This window comes from Devosia sp. (assembly GCF_036676215.1).
GTDB lineage: Bacteria > Pseudomonadota > Alphaproteobacteria > Rhizobiales > Devosiaceae > Devosia.
Genome location: NZ_JAKFDJ010000022.1, coordinates 1 through 8935 on the forward strand (window position 1 = coordinate 1; position 8935 = coordinate 8935).

General features: G+C 61.5%; 9 protein-coding genes and 1 pseudogene. 3 read left to right on the plus strand and 7 right to left on the minus strand.

The window, feature by feature from the left end; all coding sequences use genetic code 11:
• The 3 genes from V6M52_RS01875 to cysG form a co-directional block, all read right to left on the minus strand.
• Positions 1–1152: nitrite/sulfite reductase (locus tag V6M52_RS01875; RefSeq protein ID WP_332698854.1), on the minus strand; the 1152-nt coding region annotated here is incomplete at its 3' end.
• The gene (locus V6M52_RS01880; protein ID WP_332686423.1) at positions 1139–1462 is read right to left on the minus strand and encodes a DUF2849 domain-containing protein; all 324 of its coding nucleotides are present in this window, start codon (positions 1460–1462) and stop codon (positions 1139–1141) included. The genes V6M52_RS01875 and V6M52_RS01880, both read right to left, overlap by 14 nt.
• A gap of 4 nt (positions 1463–1466) precedes the next feature.
• Positions 1467–2834, minus strand: coding sequence for a siroheme synthase CysG (gene cysG / locus V6M52_RS01885; protein WP_332686425.1), 1368 nt, complete (start codon positions 2832–2834; stop codon positions 1467–1469).
• Positions 2835–3065: 231 nt separating this feature from the next.
• On the opposite strand from cysG, the gene V6M52_RS01890 reads away from it, so the two are divergent.
• On the plus strand, positions 3066–3503 hold the full coding sequence (locus V6M52_RS01890) for a hypothetical protein (protein WP_332686427.1): 438 nt from the start codon (positions 3066–3068) through the stop codon (positions 3501–3503).
• Between the two features lie 9 nt (positions 3504–3512).
• On the opposite strand, the gene V6M52_RS01895 is transcribed toward V6M52_RS01890, so the two are convergent.
• From V6M52_RS01895 to V6M52_RS01905, 3 genes are all read right to left on the minus strand, one after another.
• Positions 3513–3833 (minus strand): 2Fe-2S iron-sulfur cluster-binding protein, encoded by a 321-nt coding sequence (locus V6M52_RS01895; protein WP_332686429.1) that lies wholly within the window; start codon positions 3831–3833, stop codon positions 3513–3515.
• Positions 3834–3958: 125 nt separating this feature from the next.
• Entirely contained in the window at positions 3959–5137 is a 1179-nt protein-coding gene (locus tag V6M52_RS01900; RefSeq protein ID WP_332698848.1) for a class I SAM-dependent methyltransferase, read from the minus strand.
• On the minus strand, positions 5134–6735 hold the full coding sequence (locus tag V6M52_RS01905; RefSeq protein ID WP_332698851.1) for a peptide chain release factor 3: 1602 nt from the start codon (positions 6733–6735) through the stop codon (positions 5134–5136). Before V6M52_RS01905 ends, V6M52_RS01900 begins: the two co-directional genes overlap by 4 nt.
• A gap of 423 nt (positions 6736–7158) precedes the next feature.
• Between V6M52_RS01905 and V6M52_RS19940 the strand changes: the two genes are divergently transcribed.
• Entirely contained in the window at positions 7159–7407 is a 249-nt protein-coding gene (locus V6M52_RS19940) for a YcxB family protein (RefSeq protein WP_442881801.1), read from the plus strand.
• Between the two features lie 11 nt (positions 7408–7418).
• On the opposite strand, the gene V6M52_RS01910 is transcribed toward V6M52_RS19940, so the two are convergent.
• Positions 7419–7811: an Hpt domain-containing protein gene (locus V6M52_RS01910; protein ID WP_332686439.1), complete on the minus strand. Its 393-nt coding sequence runs from the start codon at positions 7809–7811 to the stop codon at positions 7419–7421.
• A 365-nt stretch (positions 7812–8176) separates the two neighbouring features.
• Between V6M52_RS01910 and V6M52_RS01915 the strand changes: the two are divergent.
• Positions 8177–8935: pseudogene (locus V6M52_RS01915) on the plus strand (antitoxin); the annotation flags it as partial.

Genomic DNA, 8935 nt, shown 5'->3' on the forward strand with positions numbered 1-8935 from the left:
GACGTGCGGTAGAACCAGATTCTGCTCGTGGGTGACACGCAGCTCATCGAACCCATAGCGCTCGGCAATGTCGGCAATGTCGTCCATCTGCTTGTCGGTCGCGTCGCCCGGGGCACCGCCGACGGGCTTCAGCGAAATGGTGACCGAGGCATACCCAGGCTCGCGATGCGAGTTGATATTATGGTCGAGCCAGCGGCCATAGGCCGGGTCGATGATCGACTGATAGGCCACGTCAATCTTGGTCGCCGGCTGTGCGGTGAACTTGGGCGGCGCAAAATAGGCGGTGATGCGGTCAACTTCCTCGGCCGGCAGCGTCAGCACGCCACCGCGCACTTCGGCGAATTCGGCCTCGACCTGGCCCTTGATGGTCTCAAGCCCTTCTTCGTGCACCAGAATCTTGATGCGCGCTTTGTACTTGTTGTCCCGGCGGCCATAGCGGTTGTAAACGCGCATGATCGACTCGAGATAGGCCAGCAGGTGCTCGTTGGGCACGAAGCTGTTGATCAGCTTACCGATCATCGGCGTGCGGCCAAGGCCACCGCCGACCCAGACTTCCCAGCCGATTTCGCCCGCGGCATTGGTCGCCGCCTGAAGGCCGATATCGTGGAAACGGATGGCAGCACGATCGTTCGGCGCGCCAGTGATGGCGATCTTGAACTTGCGCGGCAGATACGAGAATTCCGGATGCAGGCTCGACCATTGCCGCAGGATTTCGGCAATCGGACGAGGGTCGATGATCTCGTCGGCGGCGGCTCCGGCGAAATGATCGGCCGTGACATTGCGGATGCAATTGCCAGAGGTCTGGATGGCATGCATTTCCACGCTCGCCAGCTCTTCCAGGATCTTGGGAATATCCTTGAGCTTGGGCCAGTTGAACTGGATGTTCTGCCGCGTGGTGAAATGGCCATAGCCGCGGTCATAGGTGCGCGCAATATGGGCAAACATGCGCATCTGCTTGGAGGACAACGTGCCGTAAGGCACTGCAATCCTGAGCATATAGGCGTGGAGCTGCAGATAAAGACCATTCATCAGGCGGAGCGGGCGGAACTGGTCCTCGCTCAACTCGCCCGAGAGGCGCCGCTTCACCTGGTCGGAAAACTGCGCGGTGCGGCCCGCAACGAAGGCCGCGTCGAATTCGTCATATCGATACATGACCGTCCTCACCCAGATGCTGGCGGTCATAGATCTCGCCGTTCAATGTCAAAGGCGCGGTTGGACCCGCTGCCCTGATGCGTTCGCGCAGGCGCTTGGGCACGATGCGGCCCTGCTCCTGCGTCACTTCTTCGATTTCGAGGCTGATCACCCGGCCCGTACCCTTGGTCGCGGCCAAGGCTGCGTCGCGCTCGGCACTCTCTTCCTTGGAAAAGATGCGTGCGGACTGCAGGTCCTCGACCCAAGTACCTGATACGTCGAGATAAACCGTCGCACCGGAGATCAGCTCATTGCCTGTCAGAATTTCCATGTCGTCACGCCACCTTGAAGCTCAGGGCGGCGAGTTGGCCAGCATCTGCCCAATCTCCCGCCGCCACTGCTTCGCCTACGAAAATGATTGCCGGACCATCGATGAACGTCACCTGACCTTCGATCAGGGATCGCAGGTTGCCGGAATATGTTGCCCTATCGGGACGCCCGGCATTGACCACTATGCCAACTGGCGTGGTCGGGCTCGCACCATTGGCGACGAGGCGGCCGGCGACCTCGGATGCAATCGACTTGCCCATATAGAGCGCTAGCGTCAGACCCGACTGCGCCAAAGCCGCCCAATGCTGCAAATCGCTGTCGTCCGCGCCATGCGCTGTCGCCATGATGAAGCCGCTCGATACCCCGCGCAGCGTCACCGGCGTGGCGGTATCGGCAGCGGCAGCGAGAGCGGCTGTGATGCCGGGGACGATGGAATAAGATATCCCCGCTTTGCGCAGAGCGGATATTTCCTCGCCGGCGCGGCCGAAGATCATCGGATCGCCGGACTTGAGCCGGGCGACGCGCTTGCCCTGCCTGGCCAGCCGGACGATCAGCGTATTGATCTGCGCCTGCGAAAAGCTGTGGTGACCCTTGGCCTTGCCCACATCGATCCGCTCGGCATCGCGGCGACCCATGTCGACGACGACGGTGGGGACGAGCTGGTCATGCACGATGACGTCGGCTTCCTGCAGCAGGCGCTGGGCGCGCAGGGTGAGAAGGTCTTCCGAGCCCGGGCCGGCGCCGATCAGCCAGACGACGCCCTTGGTCTCGGCATTGACGTGCTGGCTCAGCAAATCGTGAGCTGCATCAAGCCCTTGACCGCGCTGTTCAGCAGCTTCGATCTCGGGCGAGGTTACCAGCGCCTCGTAAAAGCGGCGCCGCGCAGCCCCATCATGAATCAGGCTCTCAACGCGCTGGCGCAAACCACCGGCCAGACTCGCGATTCTGCCTATCCCTGGGGATAACATGGCTTCGATACGTGCACGCACCAGGCGAGCCAGCACCGGCGCATCGCCTTCGGTGGAAATGGCAATGGTCAGCGGCGCACGCTCGACGATCGACGGCGTGTAGAAGTCGCACTCGGCCGGAACGTCCACGACGTTGAGCGGAATGCCGCGGGCACGGGCTTCGGCCTTGGCCAGCTCGGCATCGGCGCCCTCTTCCGCAACGAAAACCAGCGCGGTGCCATCAAGATCGGCCGGCACAAAGGCACGCTCGATCTGCTCGACCGCAAAGCCGCTGAAATCGGCTTCGACATGGCGGGAGATAATCACGACCTGAGCGGTAGTCTTAGTGACCAACCGGACCTTGTTGAGGGCTTCTTCACCACCGCCGACGATGACGATGCGCAGACCCTGAACTTTGTAGCTCAACGGAAATGTGTTGAGTTGACCCATTGGAACCCTGATGGTGGATAGAGGGCAAAATAATCCAAACCAGCCTGCTGCGGCAAGATGTTGAGAATCAATAGCTTTTATATTTCCCTGCAGAGGCGCCGCTTGGAACGCTGCGCATGGGTTTAGCGCAAAGCCGCTAAATGAATCTTTGCGGGGGATGCCATGAGAAAATTTTGCGCGTCCCAGAACGCTGGTGGAGCAGATGGAATGACGCAGAAGCACACGATACGTTCAGCACTCGCCCTGATTTTCTTTGCCGCAGCCATGCCGGTGGCGCTGGGCCTGACGCCCTGGCCGCGCGAGAACATTGTCGATATCGAAGACGGCAAGTCGGCGCCCTTTGTCGGCGACTGGTCCATGGAACTTGCCGGCCGGCCGACGACGACTTACGCGACGTGCGACCTGCCTGTCCGCATCCAGGCACCCGATGACACGCACATCTTTTATGTCGGCCCCAAGGACCCGGAGCCCGAAGCGGCGACCGAACTGGTGGCTCGCGACGGGCGCACCCATTGGCGGCCGATCGCGGGCGGTCCGCAATACTTCGCCGTCTGGGTGGGGCCCGACCGATTCCACCTGTACGAAGCCGATGTTGAAGACGAAGCCGACTGGGGCGAGCCCTACGCCTTTACGCGCTGCGACTAGCGCTGTGGCCTATCCCTGACGGCTGGGCACGTGCACCACGAGCCCGTCCAGTTCGTCCTTGACCTTGATCTGGCAGCTCAAACGGCTCTGCGCCTTCACGTCGAAGGCGAAATCGAGCATGTCTTCTTCCATGTTCGAAGGGCCGCCGACGGTCTCGGTCCAGGCGTCATCGACATAGACGTGGCAGGTGGCGCAGGTGCAGGCGCCGCCGCATTCGGCGACAATGCCGGGGATGCCGTTGATGATGGCGGTTTCCATCACGGTGGCGCCATTCTGGCCCTCGGTCTCGATGCGTTCGCCGTCCTGCTGCACGAAGGTGATCTTGGTCATGGGTCTCAAGGCTTGCTTGTGTGCAACCGATATAGGGGATGGGGGTGAGTTTAGGAAGGCGGGGAGAGGCAAGGTGGGGTTTGCGCGCTTCACCTCTCCCCCAAAGGGGGAGAGGTGAGAAAGTGCTATAACCCCAGCAGCCCTTCCAGATAATGGCGCTCGATGCCGAACATCGCCTTGGTCTCGGCGATCTGCTTGAGGATCGCGTCGCGGTCGCGGCCAACCCGACCGTCCTTTTCGGCAACGATCAGATTATTCTTGGGCGTGTGCGCGTCCGAGACGAACTCGAAGACCTTGGTGCGATAGCCGTTGAGTTCGAGCAGCAAGGCCCGCAATGCGTCGGTGACCATCTCGGCCTGACGCTCCATGAAGATGCCGTGGCGGAGGAGGATAAGTAATTTATCCTCGGGCTCGCCGGCTTCCATCTGGCGGCGGATCTGCTTGTGGCAGCACGGCGCCACCGCGATGAGGGAGGCGCCGGCACTTATCCCCCCGTAGATGGCGTCGTCGGTGGCCGTGTCGCAGGCATGGAGCGCGATGACGGCATCGGCGCCCGCTGCGTCATAGTCGAGGATCGTGCCGGGCACGAAGCTGAGGCCGTCGAAACCGGATTGAGCGGCCGTGGCATTACCATCTTCCACCAGCTTGTCCCGCATTTCGACGCCGATGATCTCGGCGGGGCGCTGGGCCACATTGGCAAGGTAGTCATAAAGGGCGAAATCGAGATAGCCCTTGCCCGCCCCCATATCGACGATGCGCGGTTTTTCGGCCTTGATCGCTTGAATCAATGGCGCGAAAATTTCGACCATCTTGTTGATTTGCCTGAACTTATCCTGCGCATCGTTGCGCACGGCGCCGTCCTTGCCGGTAATGCCCAGCGCGTGCAGATAAGGCTTGTCGCTGGTGGCGAGCGGGCGGTTCTTGGCGCGGTTATGCTCGGTCGAAGGCGCCTCGCGGCCGGCCACTTCGCTGCGCTTGAGCCGCACCTTGTCCCCATTGCGCTCGAAGCTCATGTCGAACTCGGTGGTGCTGAGCTGGGCGCTGCGGAACTCGTCCCTGAGCGCGGTGCGCAGATGGCCGATGGCTTCGGGCTGGATGTGATTCTTGATGATGTCGCGGGTCTTGTAGTGGAAGGTGAAGCTGAACTTATCCCCACCCTTGACCACGATCTTCTTGACGTCGATGGACTTCAGATCCGGCTCCTGGCCGTGATAGCCGCCCAATTTCAGCCGCAACAATGAACCGCCGATGAATGCGGACTTGGTGGCCGAGAGGAACTCCTCAATGCGCTCGGGGGAACTCAATGGCGTTCCTTGGTGGTGAGGAAGCGGATCTTGGGGAAGTCCTGCTTGGCACGATCGGCCCACCAGGCATTCTGCGCCAGGAAGACCGGTGCGCCGGTGCGGTCTTCGGCAATGTTCATCTTCTGGGCGGCGATGAAGCGTTCCAACTCCTTGGAGTCGTCACTCTCGATCCAGCGGGCCACTTCGTAGTTCAAACTCTCGAAGGTGATCGGCACGCCATATTCCTTGGCGACGCGCGAACTCAGCACTTCGAGCTGCAGCTGGCCGACCACGCCGACGATCCAGTCGGCGCCGACGACGCGGCGAAACACCTGGGTGACGCCCTCTTCGGAGAGGTCCGACAGCGCCTTGGCCATCTGCTTGGTCTTCATGTGATCGGTGAGGCGGACGCGGCGGATGATTTCCGGCGCGAAATTCGGGATGCCGGTGACGTTGATCGTAGCGCCCTCGGTCAGCGTATCGCCGACCGACAGCGTGCCGTGATTAGGAATACCGACAATATCGCCAGCCACGGCCTGCTCGGCCAGTTCACGGTCATTGCCGAAGAAGAACATCGGGTTGGAGACCGCCATGTCCTTACCCGACCGGACATTCTTGAGCCGCATGCCGCGGGTGAAGGTGCCCGAGCACAGGCGCACAAAGGCGATGCGGTCGCGGTGATTGGCGTCCATGTTCGCCTGCACCTTGAAGACAAAGCCGGTGACCTTCTTGTCTGATGGCTCGATCGGCGCCGGAATGGCCGGCTGCGGCCGCGGCTCAGGCCCCCATTCGCCCAGCGTGCGCAGCAATTCCGCGACGCCGATGCCCTTGAGGGCGGAGCCGAAGAGCACAGGGCTCAGATGACCGGCATGGAAGGTGTCGAGATCGAATGGCGGCAGCATGGCCCGCGCCATTTCGAGCGTCTCGAGCGCAATCATGAAGACCGGATCATCGACCAGGGCCTCATTGTCGAGCAGGTCTTCGATCTGCTCATAGTCCGCGATGGGCTTGCCCTGGGGCGAGAGCACGCGCTTTTCCAGTAGATCCAGATAGCCGTGGAAATCGACGCCCTGCCCGATGGGCCAGAGCACGGGCGTGAGATCGAGCGCCAGCTTGCCCTGGATCTCGTCGATGAGATCGAGCGGGGCCAGGCCCTCGCGGTCGATCTTGTTGATGAAGGTGATGATCGGGATGTCGCGCAGGCGGCAGACTTCGAAGAGCTTGAGCGTCTGGCTTTCGATACCCTTGGCCGCGTCGATCACCATGATGGCCGCGTCGACGGCGGTCAGCGTGCGATAGGTGTCCTCGGAAAAGTCCGAGTGGCCGGGCGTATCGAGCAGGTTGAGCGTCAGCCCGTCATATTCGAAGGTCATCACCGAGGAGGTGATGGAAATGCCGCGCTGCTGCTCCATCTCCATCCAGTCGGAGCGAGTGGAGCGCGTGCCGGCCTTGCCGCGCACCGCGCCGGCCGACTGGATCGCGCCGGCCGCGGCGAGTAGCCGCTCGGTCAGCGTGGTCTTGCCAGCGTCCGGGTGCGAAATGATCGCGAAGGTACGGCGGGTGCGAAATGGTTCGGCATTGGACCGGGGCGCAGCCTCGGCGACGGTGGATAGGGACATGGATTCTGCTGGACTGTGGGGGGCCGCTGCAGGGGCGCGGCAAGGTTGTGCCGCTATATAGGGGATGGCGGTGAGAGGGTCAAATTGACCGTGGCGAAGATGGTCTCGTTCCGCGATACTGCACCGCAATCAGCAATCCAGAGTGACCATGCAACCCATTACCTATCAGTTGACCGAGCGAGACATTATCGGTGGCAACAATCTCTGGCGGCGCAGCAGGCTCGAGGTCTGGGAACCTTTCGTCGCGTTTGCAGGCCTCAGCGCGGTTATCTTGGGCATCATGCTGCTCCGCGATGCTCCCATCACACCAGTGAGTGTCGCTTTGATCGCTGGAGGGGCAATGATCGCACAGGTTTTGATCTTTTGCGTCGGCGGATTTCTTCGACGTGGACGGCAGCGAAGCACTTCCGACAGTCGACAGCGATGCAACAAGAGGTCGAGGTGTCCTGGACAGACACCCACCTGTCACTGACGCAGCCCAATGCCCACCAAACGCGCACATGGAGCGACATAAAATCCTGGGCAGAAGATGACGGTGTCATTGTACTATTCGAGGCCGGACCGATCTTCGTCCCGATCCCGAAACGAGCGCTCACGACCGTATTGCTGAGCGAGATGCGAGATAGCCTGAGCCAAGCAGGCGTTCCCAAGGCTCGCCTTTTCCTGCTCTGACGCCTCCAACCTCAGTCCTGCTGGTCGCCCAGCATATCGGCGATGAAGCCACGGACTTCTTCGACGGCGATGCCGAGATCGGCGATCCGTTCGGGGGCGAGCGGGCGGCCCGCCTGCATTTCGACTTCGCAGGCCTTGGCCAGATCGGCAATGGTCCAGGCGCCTACGCCAGCGGAGGCACCCTTGATGGAGTGCAGGTTCAGCGCCAGATCATCATAGCTGGCGGCCAGTTCGAGCCGGCCGAAATAGGTTTTGATGGTGGTATCGAACAGGCGGAGCACTTCGAGTTCGAGATTCTCGTCGCCCAGGCATTGCTTGGCCAGATGCACCAGATCGATAGGCCGTATTGCCCGCACATGGGCGACCTCGCCGAGCTTTTCGACCGATGCTGCTTTCAACGCCATTCTGGCTGCTCCACACACTGCATGTAGCGACGCGCCCGAGCCAACGGACAATACCACATGAGGTCAGCCTAGTGGGGCCGGGTGAACAGGTGATTAAGCCATATCTTCGCCTTGGTTGGACGGTTTTGATGGCGCCGGTTCTTCCCCAAAAAATTAACCTTTGGGTAAGAAAACGCTCGGATTGCATCAAATTGAATGTATTAATGGGCTTTGAACCAGCGCGCGGCGGCGAGGGTTGGGGGGACGATGCGGGGCAATTGCATCGAATTGTTTCCATTTGACCATGCGACCGGAAACGGGTGCGTAGTCATAACGCCTACTGTCCGCCTTGTTGCTGTGAAGCCGACGCGAGAGTTGTAAAGAGTATGGCGAAGAATCCGACCCCCAGTAACGATCCCGCAGCGCTGGCTTTCTCAGCAGTTGAAGACGCCCTCAAGGAATCGGTATTCAGCCTGGACAGCACGCCGCAGCAGACCGCCGAAAAGCGGTCGACTGACAATGTGCGCTCCGAGCGCCTGCGCGCCGCCGACAAGATTGCCCAGCATGCCGGCCCCGTCGCCAATGACGACCGCTTCCCGACCTCCAAGCTTCTCTACAGTCTGCAGCACCGCTCCTCGGCTACGCCAACCTGGATCGCGCTGCTGCTGTCGATCATCTGGCTCGCCGTAGCCGGCGCCGGCGGCTGGCTGCGTTACGGACCGCAACTGTCCAATTTCGGCCAGTTCGTCGGCACCATCGATTTCATTGGCCTGGTGGCGATCGCCTTCCTGCCGGTGCTCGGCTTCTTCGCCGTCGCCACCCTGTTCCGCCGCGCGCAGGACCTGCGCAATGCCGCTTCGTCGATCACCCAGGCCGCCATGCGCCTGGCCGAGCCGGAAGTGACTGCGGCCGACAAGGTCGCCTCGGTCGGCCAGGCCGTGCGCCGCGAAGTCAATGCATTGGGCGATGGCCTGGAACGTGCTTTGTCGCGCGCCGGCGAGCTCGAGGTGATGATCCACAACGAGGTCACCGCGCTCGAACGCACCTATTCGGACAATGAATCGCGCATGCGCGCACTGATCGCCGAACTGGCCAGCCAGCGCGAAAGCGTGCTGACCAATACCGAGCGGGTCCGCGAAGCCATC